Annotated in this window: 15 protein-coding genes and 1 riboswitch; of the genes, 7 read left to right on the forward strand and 8 right to left on the reverse strand. The window is 71.8% G+C overall.

Translation table 11 applies throughout. The features are described from left to right. Positions 1–10 precede the first annotated feature (10 nt). Positions 11–237: riboswitch (cobalamin riboswitch) on the forward strand. A 28-nt stretch (positions 238–265) separates the two neighbouring features. From OG553_RS09120 to OG553_RS09140, 5 genes are all read left to right on the forward strand, one after another. Beyond that, the gene (locus tag OG553_RS09120) at positions 266–964 is read left to right on the forward strand and encodes an energy-coupling factor ABC transporter permease (protein ID WP_405978502.1); all 699 of its coding nucleotides are present in this window, start codon (positions 266–268) and stop codon (positions 962–964) included. Next, positions 964–1338, forward strand: a complete 375-nt coding sequence (locus OG553_RS09125; RefSeq protein ID WP_405978503.1) for an energy-coupling factor ABC transporter substrate-binding protein — start codon at positions 964–966, stop codon at positions 1336–1338. Before OG553_RS09120 ends, OG553_RS09125 begins: the two co-directional genes overlap by 1 nt. Before the next feature lie 3 nt (positions 1339–1341). Further along, on the forward strand, positions 1342–2091 hold the full coding sequence (cbiQ, locus tag OG553_RS09130; RefSeq protein WP_405978504.1) for a cobalt ECF transporter T component CbiQ: 750 nt from the start codon (positions 1342–1344) through the stop codon (positions 2089–2091). Next, positions 2082–2909 (forward strand): ATP-binding cassette domain-containing protein, encoded by an 828-nt coding sequence (locus OG553_RS09135; protein WP_405978505.1) that lies wholly within the window; start codon positions 2082–2084, stop codon positions 2907–2909. Before cbiQ ends, OG553_RS09135 begins: the two co-directional genes overlap by 10 nt. Positions 2910–3050: 141 nt before the next feature. Beyond that, on the forward strand, positions 3051–3680 hold the full coding sequence (locus OG553_RS09140) for a PadR family transcriptional regulator (protein ID WP_405978506.1): 630 nt from the start codon (positions 3051–3053) through the stop codon (positions 3678–3680). A gap of 65 nt (positions 3681–3745) precedes the next feature. Here the strand turns inward: OG553_RS09140 and OG553_RS09145 are convergent, their stop codons facing one another. After that, entirely contained in the window at positions 3746–3958 is a 213-nt protein-coding gene (locus OG553_RS09145; RefSeq protein ID WP_405978507.1) for an EF-hand domain-containing protein, read from the reverse strand. Positions 3959–4236: 278 nt separating this feature from the next. Here OG553_RS09145 and OG553_RS09150 point away from each other — a divergent pair, with 278 nt between their 5' ends. Both OG553_RS09150 and OG553_RS09155 read left to right on the forward strand, forming a co-directional pair. After that, positions 4237–4998: a tRNA-dependent cyclodipeptide synthase gene (locus OG553_RS09150; RefSeq protein WP_405978508.1), complete on the forward strand. Its 762-nt coding sequence runs from the start codon at positions 4237–4239 to the stop codon at positions 4996–4998. Beyond that, the gene (locus tag OG553_RS09155; protein ID WP_405978509.1) at positions 4979–6217 is read left to right on the forward strand and encodes a cytochrome P450; all 1239 of its coding nucleotides are present in this window, start codon (positions 4979–4981) and stop codon (positions 6215–6217) included. The genes OG553_RS09150 and OG553_RS09155 overlap by 20 nt, the downstream gene beginning before the upstream one ends. A 60-nt stretch (positions 6218–6277) precedes the next feature. Here the strand turns inward: OG553_RS09155 and OG553_RS09160 are convergent, their stop codons facing one another. The 7 genes from OG553_RS09160 to OG553_RS09190 form a co-directional block, all read right to left on the reverse strand. Beyond that, positions 6278–7468, reverse strand: a complete 1191-nt coding sequence (locus tag OG553_RS09160) for a YncE family protein (RefSeq protein WP_405978510.1) — start codon at positions 7466–7468, stop codon at positions 6278–6280. Continuing rightward, complete coding sequence (locus OG553_RS09165; RefSeq protein WP_405978511.1) at positions 7465–8262, reverse strand: polysaccharide deacetylase family protein; 798 nt, start codon at positions 8260–8262, stop codon at positions 7465–7467. The genes OG553_RS09160 and OG553_RS09165 overlap by 4 nt, the downstream gene beginning before the upstream one ends. Positions 8263–8643: 381 nt before the next feature. Further along, positions 8644–9252, reverse strand: a complete 609-nt coding sequence (locus OG553_RS09170; protein WP_128637141.1) for an ATP-binding protein — start codon at positions 9250–9252, stop codon at positions 8644–8646. Positions 9253–9399: 147 nt separating this feature from the next. Continuing rightward, positions 9400–10167 carry an enoyl-CoA hydratase/isomerase family protein gene (locus OG553_RS09175; RefSeq protein ID WP_405978512.1) on the reverse strand — a complete coding sequence of 256 codons (768 nt, stop codon included), beginning with the start codon at positions 10165–10167 and terminating at the stop codon, positions 9400–9402. Positions 10168–10253: 86 nt separating this feature from the next. Further along, a complete protein-coding gene (locus OG553_RS09180; protein ID WP_405978513.1) occupies positions 10254–11498 on the reverse strand; it encodes an Ig-like domain-containing protein in 1245 nt (414 codons plus the stop codon). Between the two features lie 112 nt (positions 11499–11610). Continuing rightward, the gene (locus tag OG553_RS09185; protein ID WP_405978514.1) at positions 11611–13905 is read right to left on the reverse strand and encodes a choice-of-anchor A family protein; all 2295 of its coding nucleotides are present in this window, start codon (positions 13903–13905) and stop codon (positions 11611–11613) included. Between the two features lie 165 nt (positions 13906–14070). After that, the gene (locus tag OG553_RS09190; RefSeq protein ID WP_405982998.1) at positions 14071–15306 is read right to left on the reverse strand and encodes an Ig-like domain-containing protein; all 1236 of its coding nucleotides are present in this window, start codon (positions 15304–15306) and stop codon (positions 14071–14073) included. Positions 15307–15456: the final 150 nt, after the last annotated feature.

Consider the following 15456-nt stretch of genomic DNA (forward strand, 5'->3'; position numbering starts at 1 on the left):
GTGCGGGCGACTAGGGTCGTCTGGCCTTGGTGTTCGGGAAACCGGTGGAAAACCGGTGCGGCCCTCGCCACTGTGATCGGGAAGTCCGGCTCCACCCTCCCCCAGACTCCGTCCGGGAGGTGCCCCCACCGCGGGAAGCCACTGGGCCCGCGTGGGAGACCGCACGGGCCCGGGAAGGCGGAGCCAGGGCATCAGCACCCGTGAGCCAGGAGACCGGCCGGGGCGCGTCGTCCATCCACGAGGTGCTGGAGAGGTCTCCCAACCCATGCATATAGCCGAGGGGTTCCTGCCCCCATGGCACGCGGTCGCCTGGGGCGCCGCGTCCGCCCCCTTCGTCGTCCACGGCGTCCGCGCGCTGACCCGCGAGGTCAGGTCGAACCCGGAGAGCACGCTGCTGCTCGGGGCGTCCGGGGCGTTCACGTTCGTGCTGTCCGCCCTGAAGATCCCTTCCGTGACGGGCAGTTGTTCGCACCCGACGGGAACGGGGCTCGGCGCCATCCTCTTCCGGCCGCCGATCATGGCGGTGCTCGGCACGATCACCCTGCTCTTCCAGGCGCTGCTGCTGGCCCACGGCGGGCTGACCACGCTGGGCGCCAACGTCTTCTCGATGGCCATCGCCGGACCCTGGGCCGGCTACGGCGTCTACCGGCTGCTGCGGAAGTCCGGCGCGCCGCTGATGGTGACCGTGTTCTTCGGCGCGTTCTTCGCCGACCTGGTCACCTACTGCGTCACCTCCGTCCAGCTGGCGCTGGCCTTCCCCGACCCGGCGAGCGGCTTCCTCGGCTCCCTGGAGAAGTTCGCGGGCATCTTCGCCCTCACCCAGATCCCGCTCGCGATCAGCGAGGGCCTGCTGACGGTGCTCGTGATGCGGCTGCTGATGCAGTCCAGCAAGTCGGACCTGGTCCGGCTCGGGGTCGCGAAGCTGACCGGCGGCAAGCAGGCGGAGCCGGAGGCGGCCCTCTGATGAGCAGGAACGCGAAGATCAACTCCCTGCTGCTGCTCCTGGTGGCGGCCCTGGCCGTGATCCCGCTCGCGCTGGGCCTCGGCGACGGCAAGGAGGAGCCGTTCGCCGGCGCCGACGCGCAGGCCGAGGCGGCCATCACCGAGCTGAAGCCGGACTACGAGCCCTGGTTCTCCCCGCTGTACGAGCCCCCCTCGGGCGAGGTCGAGTCCGCGCTGTTCGCCCTCCAGGCGGCCCTCGGGGCGGGCGTGCTCGCCTACTACTTCGGCATCCGCAAGGGCCGCCGCCAGGGCGCGGCGCAGGCCCTCGCCCAGGCTGCGGCCCCCGAGGCCGCGGCCGCGGAGGCCGGGCCGGACCGCCCGGCCCGGGAGTCGTAGGCGGTGCTGCCGATCGACGTGGCGGCCCACTCCAGCCGCTGGCGGGGCCGCCACCCCCTGGAGAAGGCCCTGCTGGGTCTCGGGCTCACCGTCACCGCGGTGTGCCTGCCGCCCTGGCCGGGCGGGCCGCTGGTGGCCGCCGCGACCCTCGCCGTGCTGCTCGGGCCGGCCGGGGTCGCCGGGCGGCAGCTGTGGCGGGCCTTCCGGGTCCCGCTGGGCTTCTGCGTGACCGGGGCGCTGCCGCTGCTGGTGTCGGTGGGCGGCCCGGACGGGTTCCTCGCCCCGGCCCCGGACGGCCCCCGGCACGCGGTGGAGCTGCTGCTGCGCACCTCGGCGGCCTCGCTCGGGGTGCTGCTGTTCGCCTTCACGACACCGGTCTCGGACGTGCTGCCGCGGCTGGTGCGGGCCGGGGTGCCGGCGCCGGTGGTGGACGTGGCCCTGGTGATGTACCGGATCGGCTTCCTGCTGCTGGACTCGATGGCGCAGGTCCGGCGCGCCCAGGCGGCCCGGCTCGGACAGACGGGCCGGGCGGCGGTGTGGCGTTCGCTGGCCGGGCTCGCGGCGACCTCGTTCGTCCGGGCCTTCGACCGTGCGGCCCGGCTCCAGGAGGGGCTGGCGGGGCGCGGATACGACGGCGCGCTGCGGGTGCTCGTGCCCGAAGCGACGCTGTCCTGGCGGTTCCTGACGGGGTCCGCCGCCCTGCTGACCGCCCTGGTCGCGGGGACCCTCGTACTGAAGGAGCTGTGGCTGTGACCCCGTTGGTGGAGCTGGTGGGCGCGGGGTACGCGTACGAGGACGGCCCGGCCGTGCTGTCGGGGGTGGACTTCGGCATCGCCGAGGGCCGCGCGCTGGTGCTGCTGGGCCGCAACGGCAGCGGCAAGACCACGCTGATGCGGCTGCTGAGCGGGGGCCTGCGGCCCGGCCCGGGGTCGCTGCGGCTCGGCGGCGCGGAGGTGGCGTACGACCGCAAGGGCCTGGTCCGGCTGCGCACCTCGGTGCAGCTGGTGGTGCAGGACCCGGACGACCAGCTCTTCGCGGCCTCCGTGGAGCAGGACGTGTCCTTCGGCCCGATGAACCTGGGGCTGCCCGCGGCGGAGGTCCGCGAGCGGGTGGACGGCGCGCTGGCCGCGCTGGACATCACCGCGCTGCGGGACCGCCCGACGCACCTGCTGTCGTACGGGCAGCGCAAGCGCGCGGCGATCGCGGGCGCGGTGGCGATGGCCCCGCGGGTGCTGATCCTGGACGAGCCGACGGCCGGCCTCGACCCGGACGGGCAGGAACGGCTCCTGGACGTCCTCGCCGGGCTGCGGGCGGCCGGCACCACGGTCGTCATGGCCACCCACGACGTGGACCTCGCGGTGCGCTGGGCCGACGACGCGGCCGTACTGACCCCGTCGGGGATCCGGGTAGGGCCTGCCGGGATCCTGCTGGCGGATCCCGAGCTGCTGGCGGCGGCGGGGTTGCGGTCGGCCTGGTCCCCAGTGGTCGCCGCGTTCCTGCGGGCGAAGGGGATGCTGCCGGACGGGGCACCGGGGCCGCGCACCCCGGAAGAGCTCGCCTCACTGGGGTGAGCCGGGCCCTCGCAGGGGCCGAGCTGTGAGCGGGGGCCCGGTGGGGCGGGGTTGCCCTGCCGGGCGGGATGTCCCGGTGTGCCCACCCGTACCGCCCTGCGGGACGATTGCCCACACCTCGCGCACACCTACGATGGCGGCATGTCGCTGCCGCACGCCATCCTCACCGCCCTGATGGAGAAGCCCTCGTCGGGGCTGGAGCTGACGCGGCGGTTCGACAAGTCGATCGGCTACTTCTGGTCCTCGACGCACCAGCAGATCTACCGCGAGCTGGGGCGGCTGGAGGAGGCCGGGCTGATCCGCGCCCTGCCCAGCGAGGTGCCGGTGCGCGGGCAGAAGAAGGAGTACGAGGTGCTGCCCGACGGCCGCGCGGAGCTGGCGCGGTGGGTGGACGAGAGCCAGGACCCGAAGCCGGTGCGGGACGCGCTGCTGCTGCGGATCCGGGCGGCGGCGGTGGTCGGGCCGCAGGGGCTGGGGCCGGAGCTGCGGCGCCATCTGGAACTGCACCGGGCGCAGTTGGCCACGTACGAGGCCATCGAGGCGAAGGACTTCCCGGCGGAGCGGGACGCGTCCGCGGACCGGTTGCGCCGGCTCGTGCTGCGCGGCGGCATCGCCCTGGAGGGCTTCTGGCTGAGCTGGCTGGAGGAGGCCCTGTCGGAGGTCGAGGCCCTGTCGGAGACGGAGGCGCTCTCCGGAGCGGAGCGACCGGCGCGGGCCGAGGCGCCGCAGGGCGGGGCGCCGGAGAACGGGGCGCCGCAGGGCGGGGCCTGACGCGCCCCCGCCCCGGCGGGCGGGGCGGAGGCGGACGCGCCGCGCTTACTTGTGACGCGCCGCGCTTACTTGTTCAGGGAGGCCCAGAACTCGTCGAAGCTCATCAGCTTGTCGCCGTCGCTGTCCTTGGCGGCGATCACGGAGTCCGCGATCGCGGCGGTGACGTAGTGGTCACCCATCGCCTTCATGGCCGCGCTGTACTCGTCGGCCGTGACGAAGCCGTCACCGTTCACGTCGAACTTGTCGAACGTCGCCCGTGCGCTCTCGATGTCAGCCACTGGGTCCACCCCTTCTCGGTGCTTCTTGACCGGCTCAGGGTAGCGGCCCGGGGCGCCGGAGGCTCCCGCGGGTCCCGTTCGGGCGGCAGAAACATATTCAATTACCCGTGCGTAAGCCGCCGGAACAGCTCGCCGGATGGACGGAATCGAGAATTCCACCCAACAGGTCCGCCTACCACTTGTCACGCTCCGGCACCACGGCATAACGTACCGGGCATTGCCGCCACACCAGGAGCGCAGGGCTCCCAGGGACATGCGGCAAACAAGGGCGATCACAGGTGACGATCACAGCCGACGCATCATTCGAAGTTCTGCCCTTCACCCGTACCTGCCGCCATATCTGGGAAGACGGCGACCATGTGCTCATAGGCGTGAGCCCCGGCAACGGCTACTTCAGCGCCGCGCGCGTGTCCAGTCTCGCCCGGTGGGCCGTGACCCGGTTCGCACAGGTCGACTTCGTCTACGCGGACCTCCACGTTGACCGGATGTTCGCCGCCTTCGGCTACACCCCGGAGCACGCGAGCCGGCGCGCCTCGAAGGAGATCAAGGCGGTCCGCCGCAGGATCATCAAAGGCGTCGAGGATTCGGGCCCGCAGCACGCCGAGATACGGGTGAGGGCGCTTTCCGAGTTCCAGTCGAACCCCGTCTACCAACTGCTGCACAGGCGCGTACTGCATTTCCTGGAGACCGATGACGCATTCCGCAAGGGATGCGAGGAAATGGCCCTGCATTTCGTGGGGTCGAAGTTGCCCCAGGGTGAATCCATGTCGGATTCCCAGTTGCGGGCCTGTTTCGACTACCTGGCGGCCGAGCTGCCGTTCTTCATCGACACCCCCAGCATTCTCGACGTGCCGTCCTCCGTGGCCGCGTACCACGTCAGGATGCCGATGACCGACGTCCTCTTCGCCCGGGGCGGGGGCCTGCGGGCGACCCGCAACCAGGCGTACGCAGTCGTACGCCCCGGGACCGCCCCCGCCGACGGCACCACCGCGCCGGCGGCCACCACCGAAGGGAGCGCCGATGAGCACCGAGCGGCCTGAGGGCGTCGGGACCCCGGAGCAGCCCCTGCTCGACTTCCCGCTCTCCCGGCGCGGCGACGTCGTGCCGCAGGAGTGCGCCTGGCTGCGCGAGAAGGCGCCCGTCGCCCGGGTCCGCACCCTCACCGGGGACCCGGCCTGGCTGGTGAGCAGCCACGCGCTGGCCAAGCGGGTGCTGGAGGACGGGCGCTTCAGCCTCAAGGACACCGCGGCCGCCGGGGTGCCCCGCCAGTACGCGCTGACGATCCCGCCGGAGGTCGTCGACAACATGGGCGGCATCAACGGCGCGGGCCTGCGCGACGCGGTGATGAGGGCGCTCAGCCCGCGCCGTCCGGGCCTGCGGGAGGCGCTGCGCGCCAAGGCCGGGGAGCTGCTGGACGCGGTCGTCGCCGAAGGGGGCCCGGCCGACCTCCGGGCCGGCTTCGCCGACCCCTTCTCCGCGGCCCTGCACTGCCGGGTGCTGGGGGTGCCGTTCGAGGACTGGCGCCGGCTGATGTCGGGGCTGGACGTCGCGTTCATGACCGCCCGCGAACCGTTCGCCGACTCGGCGCTCAACTGGTACAAGGACGTCGGCTACTTCGCCGACCGGTTCCGGGCGCAGCTGGCGCTCCCCGCCGAGGAGCGTACGGGGCTCCTCGGCGCCTTCGCCGGCCTGCGCGAGGCCGACCCCGGATCGGCGCACCTGACGGACGAGATGTTCGCGACCGTCGCCGTCTCCCTGTTCGGCGCGGGGGCGGTCTCCACCTCCGCCTTCCTGGTCCTCGCGGTCCTGGCGCTGCTCCGGCGGCCCGAGCTGATCGGTTACCTGCGCGGGCGTCCGGAGCGCATGGGCGCGGCCGTCGAGGAACTGCTGCGGTGGAACCTGTCCGTCGGGGACGGCCTGCCGCGGATCGCGCTGGCGGACGTGCGGGTCGGGGAGGTCCTGGTGAAGGAGGGCGAGCTGGTGCTCGTCCTGCTGGAGGGGGCCAACTTCGACCCGGCGGCCTTCGAGCGTCCCGAGGAGCTGGACCTGGAGCGGGTGGACGCGGGGTCCCACCTGGCCTTCGGTGCCGGCCGGCACTTCTGCCCCGCCTCGGCGCCGGCCCGGGCGCACGCCGAGACCGCGCTGGAGGTGCTGGTGGAGCGGCTGCCGGGGCTGCGGCTCGCCGTGCCTGCGGAGAACCTGGTGTGGCGTACGGGCTTCGTCAAGCGGCTGCCCGAGCGGCTGCCGGTCGCCTGGTAGCGGCCTCGCGGACGCGGTGTCCCGGGTGCTGTGCGGGCTCCCGGGGCACCGTCGCGCGCGCTAGCGGAAGATGCCGGTGTGGCCGAGGGAGTAGCGGCCGGGCTGCGGGTACACGGCGAGGCCGTGGGGGCCGCCGCCGACGGGGACGCGGGCCAGCTGCTTGCCGGTGACGGTGTCGATCGCGTAGACCTCGGAGTTGTAGCGGCCGGAGAGCCACAGCACCTTGCCGTCGGCCGAGACCCCGCCCATGTCGGGGCTGCCGCCGTCGGGCAGCTGCCACTTCTTGGTGAGGCGGTTCTCCTTGAAGTCGAAGACCGAGACGCTGCCCTCGCCCCGGTTGGAGACGTACATCTCCCTGGAGTCGCGGCTGACGTACAGGCCGTGGCAGCCCTTGCCGGTGGGCAGCAGCTTGGGCACGTCGAACTTGTCCCCGCTGAGCACCCACATGCCGTGCGCCATCATGTCCGCGACGTAGAAGGTCTTGCCGTCCGGGGAGATCTTGACGTCCTGCGGCATGGCGCCCTCGAAGGGCAGCTTCTGCTGGCCGATCACCTCCATCTTCTCGGTGTCTACCTTGAGCAGTTCGCCGGAGAACTCGCAGCTGACGATGAAGTAGCGGCCGTCCGCCGAGAAGTCGGCGTGGTTGACGCCGAAGCAGGTGACCGGGACGGTCTTCACCCGGTCCATGGTGTGCGGATCGCGGAAGACGAGCTCGCGGTCCATGGAGGCCATCACGACGGCGTACTTGCCGTTGGGCGTGAAGTACAGGTTGTACGGGTCGTGCACCTCGACGGGCTTGCCGGCCTCGCCGGTGGCCGGGTTGATCGGGGTGAGCGTGTGGCCGCGGTTGTTGTTGACCCAGAGGGTCTTCATGTCCCAGGAGGGCACCACGTGCTGGGGCTGGACGCCGACCGGGATGGTGTCGATGACCTTGTACGTGGCCGGGTCGATGACGGACACCGTGTTGGAGTTGGTGTTCGGCACGTAGACCCGGGACGGGAAGTCCTTGACCACCGGGGAGAGCTTGCCCGGCCGGTCGGCGGCGTACACGTCGTGGGGGTCGAGCAGCGGCGGCATCCCGGCCAGGCCCGGCGGCACGGCCGGGACGGCCTTGGCGGGCACCTTCGCGGGCCCCTTGGTGCCGAGCGCCTCGGCGGGGGCCTTGTCCGCCGATCCGCAGCCGGCCAGGGCGGCGAGGACCAGACCGGCCAGGAGCACGGTGGCCTTCCGGGGAAGGCGGGTGGTCTTCATGAGGTCAGCAGCTCCGTGGTGGTCACCGCGCGCAGTTCGCGGCGCGCGAGTTCTTCGAGGAGGGGGGGCATCGCGTCGACCGTGTCCGCGTAGCCGAAGTGCAGGCTCACCACCGATCCGGGCCGGATCGTCCCGGTGACGTTGCGGATGACGGCCGCCGCGCCGGGCGAGGTGAAGTCGAGGGAGTCCACGTCGTACGAGAGGACGTGCGGGTAGCCCGCCCGCTGGGCGAGGGTCCTGACGAGGGGGGTGGCGTGCTGGGTCTGCGAGGGGCGGAACCAGGTGCCGATGGAGCCGGTGAGCCGCTTGAGCCGCTGGGCGCAGCCGGTGATCTCGGCGTAGGCCTCGGCCTCGGACATGGCGTTGACGGCGAGGTGGCGCTGGGTGTGGTTGCCGAGTTCGTGGCCGCCGTCGAGGATCCGCCGGGCCATGTCGGGGTGCTCGTCGAGCCATTCGCCGATGGCCAGTACGGTGACCCGCGCGCCTGCCTTCTCCGCGGCGGCGAGTACGGCGCGGGCGGTGGCGGGGTCCCCGTTGCCGTGGAAGGTGAGGGCGACCCGGGGCCGGTCGCGGGGGCCGTGCGCGATCTCCACCGGCTGCCCCGGGATGCGGCGCGGGGCCGGGGCCGGGGCGGCGGGCGCCCGCCCTGCGGGGCGGGCGGGTGTGGCGGGGGCGGCCCGGCCGGGTCCCGGGGCCGCCGGGTCACCGCCCGCGCCGCAGGCCGCGGTGAGGGCGCCGGCGGCGGCCGCCGCCGTGGCGCGCAGGGCCGTACGACGGTCTGGATAACAGAGCACCCGCCCATTTAAGAGCCGGATGCCCCTCAAGGTAATGATTGACCCAATTTGGGACTTTCGTCAGAGGGGCGCCCAGGGCCGGGTGTCCGGTATGTGATCAACGATTTACACAGAGCGGTCGATATTTATTCGTTGATTACGAGGTGAGTGGCCCATCTCACCTAGGATTTAGGTGGAAACTCTTGGGATATGCACACTTATGTCCGAGTCGGGACTTTTGGCGTTTGAGCCCTCGTCTGCCATAGTCGGAACCACGGCTTCCCTTTGACCCGAGCGAAGTCCTCCGCCGAGGATCACACACCCCACCGATCCTCGGCGCCCCATGAAACCCCCGTAGCGCCCCACCTCGGCGACAGGGGGTTTCTGGCGTTCCGGGGCCCCTCAGCGGTCGGCGACCCGCATCTCGAACCAGGTGATCTTGCCGCGCGGCAGCAGGTCGGCGCCCCAGCGGTCGGAGAGCTTGTCGACGAGGAAGAGCCCCCGCCCCGTGGTGTCCAGCTCGTGGACCGGCATCAGACAGGGCAGCCCGCGCGAGGGGTCGCGCACCTCAACGCGGATCCAGCCGCGCCTGCGCAGCATCCGTAAGCCGAAGGAGCGGGCCCCGGTGTGGCGCACGGCGTTGCCGACGAGCTCCGAGACCAGCAGGACGGCGTGCTCGGAGATCTGCGGCGACAGCCCCCAGAAGCGGACGACCACGCTCTGCGTGAGCCGGCGGGCCGTGCTCGCGGACTCCGGCATGGACGGCAGCGTCACTTCCGCCTCGGCCGGGTTGCCGTACAACTCCAGGGCCCTGAGACCCTGTTCGTCCTCGACCGCCGCCGTGAGCCGTACGGCCGAAGCGCTGCTGCGCTGCCGCGGCTGTTCCACACCCTCCAGGCCCGCCATGCACCCATCATGGACGGCCCGCGCGCCCGTCCGGGCCGTTCCACAGGAATACACCCCCCGGAACCATGGATTCCGAGGGGGCGTCCCGGCATATGCGAAAGGCAATCGAGGGCCGCATGAACCACCCTGACCTGGGGTGACGTTCCGCTGTGCGGCGATCACCGTCGGTGGATCACCAGGTCCCCTTAAGGTTGCCTTAAGGCCTGGCTAATCCACCCGCAGGGGTTCCGTGCGGGTGGATTCGAGCACTCCTCAGACGAACTTGGCCTTGCCCGGGCCCTCTTCGACGAAGCTGCGCATCCCGCGCTCGCGGTCCTCGGTGGCGAACAGGCCCGCGAACCAGTTGCGTTCGATGGTCAGGCCGGTGTCGATGTCCGCCTCCAGGCCGGCGTCCACGCACTCCTTGGCGGCACGCAGCGCGATCGCCGGGCCCTGGGCCAGCCTGGCGGCCCAGGCGTGCGCCTGCTCGTACACCTCGGCGGCGGGCACGACGCGGTCCACCAGGCCGAGGGAGAGGGCCTCTTCGGCCTTGACCATGCGGCCGGTGAAGATCAGGTCCTTGGCCTTCGAGGGGCCGATCAGCCGGGAGAGCCGCTGGGTGCCGCCGGCGCCCGGGATCAGGCCGAGCAGGATCTCGGGCTGGCCGAGCTTCGCGTTGTCGGCGGCGATCCGGTAGTCGGCGCACAGCGCGAGCTCGCAGCCGCCGCCGAGGGCGTAGCCGGTGATGGCGGCGACGACGGGCTTGGGGATCCGGGCCACGGCGGTGAAGGCGTCCTGGAGCGCGCGGGACCGGGCGACCATGGCCGCGTGGTCCATGTTCTGCATCTCCTTGATGTCCGCGCCTGCCGCGAACACCTTCTCCCCGCCGTAGAGGACGACCGTGCGCACGTCGGCGCGGTCGGTGGCCTCCACGGCGAGCTCGCGCAGCCGGTCCTGGGTGGCGATGTCCAGGGCGTTCATGGGCGGGCGGTCCAGCAGGATGGTGCCGACGCCTTCGGAGACTTCGAGAGAGATGGTCATACGGGGAAGGTTAGCCGCGGTTAACGCACCGTGGCCCGGTGCTGTGGGTCACAGCACCGGGCCACCGGTTCACGTACGCGGACCGGTTACTTGATCCACTCCGCCCAGTCCATGTTCCAGCCGTTGAGGCCGTTGTCCGGGGCGATCTGCTTGTCCTTGGAGTTCTTCACGACGACCACGTCGCCGATCAGCGACTCGTTGAAGAACCAGGCCGCGGGGGTGTTCGGGTCACCGGCGCCGCGCTCGTCCTCCAGGCCGACGCAGCCGTGGCTGACGTTCTCCGAACCGAACGTGCTGGACGGGGCCCAGTAGTTGCCGTGCACGAAGGTGCCGGAGGTCGACAGGCGCATGGCGTGCGGGACGTCCGAGATGTCGTACTCGCCGCCGAAGCCGACGGTGGCGCCGTTCATCCGGGTCACCTTGTACTTCTCGCTGATGACCATCTGACCGTTGTAGGTGGTCGTCGACGGGGCGCCCGCGGTGATCGGGATGGTCTTGAGGACCTGGCCGTCGCGGACGACCTCCATCTTCTTGGAGGTGGCGTCGACGGTGGTGACCTGGGAGCGGCCGACGGTGAAGGTGACCGTACGGGTCTGCTTGCCGTAGACGCCGGGGCGGCCCTCGACGCCGTCCAGCGCCATCTTCACGGTGACCTTGGTGCCCGCCGCCCAGTACTTCTCGGGACGGAAGTCGAGGCGGTCGTTGCCGAACCAGTGGCCCTCGACCGGCACGGACGGCTCGGCCGTGACGGTGATGGCCTTCTCGACGGCCTCGGTGTTGGTGATGCCGCGGGTGAAGTTGATGGACACGGGCATGCCCACGCCGACGGTCGAGCCGTCCTCGGGCGTGTAGTGGCCCACGAAGGTGTTCTGCGGGGTCAGGGTGCTGAAGGTGGTGTCCTTGGCGGACTCGCGGCCCGCCTCGTCCTTGGCCACCGCGTGCACCTTGTACTCGGTGGCGGCGGCCAGGTTGCGGGCGGGCTCCCAGGTCGCGCCGTCGGCGGCCAGCTTGCCCTCGACCGCGTTGCCCTTGGTGTCGGCCACCGTCACGGTGGTCAGCTTGCCCCCGCTGCTGGTGATCTTCAGGACGCCACTGGTGGCGACTTCCTTCGACCCGTCGTCCGGCTTGACGTTGACCACGGCCTTGGACGCCTCGGTACCGGTCTTCGCCGTACCGCCACCGGCCTTGCCGTTGTCCCCGCCGCTGCCCCCGCTGTTGCCGCCGCCGCTGCACGCGCTGGTCAGCAGCAGGGCCGCCCCCAGCAGAACGGCCGGCAGGCCGGTGCGGACGCGGCCGCGTATCGGCTGCAGGTTCACTCGTGTTCTCCCCATGTCCCCCGCGCACGGACAGTCGCGCGCTTGTCGACAGGAAATCACATGGGGAGATTACGAATAGGCACAGTCGTGTCACCGTTCCGTCCCAAGTACCGGGGCGGAAGGGCTGTCAGGCCTTGCGGTCACCGCCCAGCGGCCACTCGCCCGGGTTCCAGCCGGGGCCGTCGGGACGCCCGTGGCCGGGACCGTCGTGGCCGGGCCCCTCGTGGTCGGGACGGCCGTGGTCCGGCTTGCCGTGATCGGGCTTGCCGTGGTCCGGCTTCCCGTGTCCGGGCTTGCCGTGGTCCGGCTCGTCCTTGCAGTGGCAGGTCTGGCCGTCGTGCGCGCGCTTGTTGAGGAGGGTGACGGCGAGGCGGTGGCCCGGGGTGCGGCCGTCCAGGGTCAGCGGGCCCGTCACCGGGTCGCGCGGCAGCACGTAGCCGTCCGGGACGTCCACCTCGACCACGTAGTACGAGCCGTCCGGGAGCTCGTCGAAGGCGCAGACACCGTCCCGGCCCGTGGTGCACTCGTCCCCGACCCGCTCGTCGGCGTCGTCACCGCTCCGCTGGAGGCCCACTGCCCTGCCGGTCTCCCGCCAGAGCTCGAACTCCGCGCCGCGCAGCGGCTGCTTCGTCTTGGCGTCCTTCTTCAGCACCTTGATGACGCCGTTCGGGTCCTCGTCCGCCTTCCTGTTCGGGACGGTGACGATGACGTACTCCTCGTTCTCGCCGAGTTCCAGGTCGAAGGCGGTGACGGGGTCACGGGGGCTCTCGTAGCCCGCCGGCAGGCCGACCTCCCGCCAGTAGTAGCGCTGGCCGACCGGCAGCTCGACCGTGCAGGTGCCCCGCGCGTCGGTGACGCAGGCGCCGTCCCCGAGGAGGGTGTCGGGGTTCGTTCCGGTCTGGAGGCCGGCGGTGCCGTTGCTCTCGCGCCACAGCTCGAAGCGGGCGCCGGGCAGCGGGTCGCCGCTGTCCTTGTCGACCTTCCGCAGCACGACCCGGGCGCTCTCGTCCGGCGGCACGGGGGTCTTGGTGTTCACGGCCGTCCACCGCACGCCCTGGGCGGCGTTCTCGGCCGTCAGGACCAGCGTGTGGACGGGCTGCGCGGGGAGGTCGTAGCCGGTGGGCGGGGCGGTCTCGCGCCAGTAGTAGGTGCCGAGCTCCTCCTCCCGCGCGCAGATCCCGTCCGCGCCCGTGGTGCAGTCGGCGACCTTGGTGTCGGCGTCGGCGCCGGTGGCCTGGAGCCCGTCGACGCCGTTGGTCTCCTTCCACAGTTCGAACTTCGCTCCGGACAGGGCGCGGCCGTTCTCGTCGTGCTTGAGGACGGACACCGAGCCCCGGGCCGGCGGCACGGGCGCGCAGTCGGGCAGGTCGCCGTTGAAGGGATAGGCGTGGAACTCCGCGCCCAGGCCGGTGGTCGCCGTCGGGCTGGTATGGGTGACGCTGCCCGCGGTGAAGAAGCGGCCGTTCATGCCGATCACGGAGACGTTGGTGACCGACGCCTGCGGGCCGATCAGGACGCTGCCGCCGAGCTGCGCCGAGCCGGCGATGGTGGCCGACTCCGCGTTGGGGAAGTTCCACAGCAGCCGCTCGCGCAGCCCCTCGGGGAGCAGGGAGTTGTTGACGCGCAGGGCGGGGTTCTCCCCGGTGACGTTGACCAGGACGGTGGCGTTGGCCGGGATCCCGGCGAAGCGCAGGGTCTGCTGCCGGCCGGAGGGGCCGGAGAGGTCGAAGTCCACGTTGAAGACCTGGAGCGGCGAGCGGCCGTCGCCGGTGAACACGGTCTCCTGGTCGCTGTACACGGCCCGGCCGGTCGGCGTGCGCGGGACTCCGCCGGGCAGGGCGTAGCAGGTGCTGGCGGAGGTGAGGGCGCCGCGCAGGCGGGTGTAGGGGTCGGCGGCGTTGGCGTCGCGGGTGCGGGTGCCGGTCACGTTGCCGGTGAGGGCGCCCGCGTAGCGGACGACGCCGCCGTCGGCGAGCAGGGTCTGGCCGGTGGCCACGGTGACGTTGCCGCCGGTGGTCAGGAAGTCCGATCCGTTCGGCGGGGGGACGCGGGAGCCGACTCCGGCGATGCCCACGTTGTAGACGCCGGCCGTCTTGTTCATGTCGAAGTCGCCGAGGACGACGACCTTGCCCTCGGCCTCGGCGGCGCCCAGCCGCACCAGCATGTCCCCGCCGACGAAGACGTTGATGTTCTTGTCCCGGCCGGTGAAGGGGAGGTTGTTGGGATCCGGCCAGAAGGGCGGACACGCCTCGCCCGGCCCGTCACCCGGGATGCAGGGCCCCAGGCCGCCCGGCAGCGGGGCCCTCAGGGTGCGCGCCGTGGCCGGCGGCTCGGTGCCGGGGCCCGCCGCGAGGGCCGTGGGGGACCCGCTGGCGAGTACGACGCCCACGGCCAGCCCGAGGGTCCATTTCCTTGCTGACATGACACTCCGTCCGCTGTCTCGGCCACCTGCCCGCGCCGATGGCCCTGACAGGCTGCGGGCAGGCTTCGGCGCGGCGGACGGAAGACACTCGGCGAGTACGGCATTCCGGTCTGACAATCACTCGATTGCGCCGCTCCCCCGGGGTGCGGGGAGGTCCGGAGTGTGTCAGCCGATGGCGGAGCCGGCCACCCAGTCGGCCCAGGACATGTTCCAGCCTCCCAGTCCGTTGTTGGGGGCGACGGTCTTGTCCTGCGAGTTCACGACCTCCACCACGTCCCCGATCAGGGTCCGGTCGAAGAACCAGCCCGCCGGGGTGTCCGAGCCGCCGCCCTTGTCGTCGCGCAGGCCCACGCAGCCGTGGCTGGTGTTGGTGGAGCCGAAGGTGTCTGGGCTGGCCCAGTAGTTGCCGTGCAGGAAGGTGCCGGAGGCGGTGAGCCGCATGGCGTGGGGGACGTCCGGGATGTCGTACTCGCCCTTGCCGTCCTCGCTGGTGAAGCCGACGGTGGCGCCGTTCATCCGGGTGACGTCGAACATTTCCATCACCACCATCTTGCCGTTGTAGGTGGTGTTCTTGGGCGCCCCGGCGCTGATGGGGATGGTGGACAGCAGCTGCCCGTCCCGGCGGACCTCCATGGTGTGCGCCTCCGCGTCGACGGTGGAGACCTGGGAGCGGCCGACGGTGAAGCGGATGGTCTTGTCCTGGATGCCGTAGGAGCCGGGCGCCCCCTCGATGTCGCGGAGCTTCATCTTCACGGTGACCTCGGCGCCGGCCTTCCAGTACGTCTTGGGCCGGAAGTCCAGGCGCTCGGAGCCGAACCAGTGGCCGACGACCTCCACGGCCGGGTCTGAGGTGATGGTGATGGCCCGCTCCACGTCGGCGCGCCGCTTGATCGACCGGTTGAAGTTGAAGGAGACGATCATGCCGGTGCCGACGGTGGAGCGGTTCTCGGGCTTGAAGTAGCCGATGAAACGCTCCTCGGGGACGTAGGTGGTGAAGGTGGTGTGCCGGGCCTGGCGGCGGTTGTGCCCGTCGAGGGCGACCGCGTCGACGGTGTACTTGGCGGCGAGCGCGAGGCGTCCGGCGTCGGGGTCGGGGCTCCAGCTGAGGCCGTCGGCGGCGATCTCGCCGGGGACCTCCTCCTCCTGGGCGTCCTCGACCTTGGTGACCCGGACCCGTTCGAGGCGGCCCTCGGGGACGTTCACCCGCAGCGGGCCCTCGGCCGGTACGCCCTTGGCGTTGTCGTCCGGGGTGATCCGGATGGCCTCGTCCGGGGAGCGGGGTTTTCCGGGCAGGGAGATCTCGACGGGGGACCCGCCGTCCCCGGTGCAGCCGGTCAGCCCGCCCAGCAGGCCCGCCCACGCCGCCACGGCGGCCAACCCCGCCCCTGCCCGCCTCGTCAGAAGAGTCACGTTCCGTCCAACGACCGGGGCCCTCCGGGGGAAACGTGAGGGCCGGGCACGTTCCGGGCAGAACAGTCAGGGCAGAACAGTGGGAAGGACCAGACGGGGCGGGCCCTGGCCGGGACGCCGGGCCGCACTCCCCCCGCCGGT

Origin of the sequence: Streptomyces sp. NBC_00158 (genome assembly GCF_045160885.1) — a bacterium.
In the GTDB taxonomy this organism is placed as follows: domain Bacteria; phylum Actinomycetota; class Actinomycetes; order Streptomycetales; family Streptomycetaceae; genus Streptomyces.